We start from the raw sequence: 970 nt of genomic DNA, 5'->3' as shown, positions 1-970 counted from the left end.
TCGTGTGATGACCGCCGCGGTCAACGGGGAGAGGGGGCGTCGTGTCACGTTCCTGCCTGAGCCGCTTGATCAGGAGCTGGACGGGCTGGCGCGTGAGGCGGGTCTGCACGAGGGTCCGGGTGCTGTGCAGGCGGAGACTCGTGCGACCGCGTTGCGGCTGGTGCGAGGGCTGCGAGGCGTGTTCGGCAACGACGTCGAGAACGACCGTGGTGTGGCGGGCGGCCGGTATGAGCGGCTTCTCAAGGGCATCGGCGCGCTGGAGACGATGCGTGCGAACGATCCGGCGCTCGGCGGGGTCACGCCGCTGCGGGAGGACATGCTGTCCTTCTACGCCCGGCAGCACAGTGGGGGGATCGCGGACACGGCCGCCTACGAGGCTCTCCTGGGCTTCGCCCGGGACCGGGTCGCCGCGGATCCCGGTGCGCAGCTCAGCACCGAGGTGCCGGCGCCTGCTCTGACGGTGACCCTCAAAGAGCTCGCCACGTCGGGCGAGGCGATATTGAGTTCTGTTCAGTCGCTGCCTGTCGGGGCGGCGCCGAGGCCGGGGCAGGTGGCGTCCACCCTCTGGGCGATGGTCCGGGCCGCGAAGATGCTGTTCAACGAGATACCGCCGGCGGACCGGGAAGCACACGGCCGCAGTGTGCTCCACCTGACCGACACGGACCCGTGGGACCTGCCGAAGCAGAAAAGGATCTGGTCCCTGACCGCCAAGGCCCTCGCCGAGGGTCTGGACGTCACCGACCGCGACCTGCTGGCCGCCTACCACCTGAAACATTTTGCCTTCGTCAAGTCCAAACTGCTGAGGCAGGGGCAGGCGATACAGGGCGCCAACTGGAGCGGGCTACCGGCGCCGGACGGGGTCAACTGGCGCAGCGTGGAACGGATGACGCAGGAGCCGGGCGGGACCACCACCCAACAGGTCCAGCCGGAATGGGTCGGACCGGATCTGCCCGACCCCCTCCTGAACCTG

1 protein-coding gene is annotated in these 970 nt (G+C 69.3%); it reads left to right on the top strand.

Annotated features, from left to right (window positions below; genetic code table 11):
- The coding region (locus tag RB628_RS40895; RefSeq protein WP_318325706.1) for a hypothetical protein at positions 1-970 on the top strand (970 nt) is incomplete at both ends.

This window comes from Streptomyces sp. ADMS (assembly GCF_033441795.1).
Taxonomy (GTDB): Bacteria; Actinomycetota; Actinomycetes; order Streptomycetales; family Streptomycetaceae; genus Streptomyces.
This window is presented reverse-complemented; position numbering and strand designations above follow the sequence as displayed.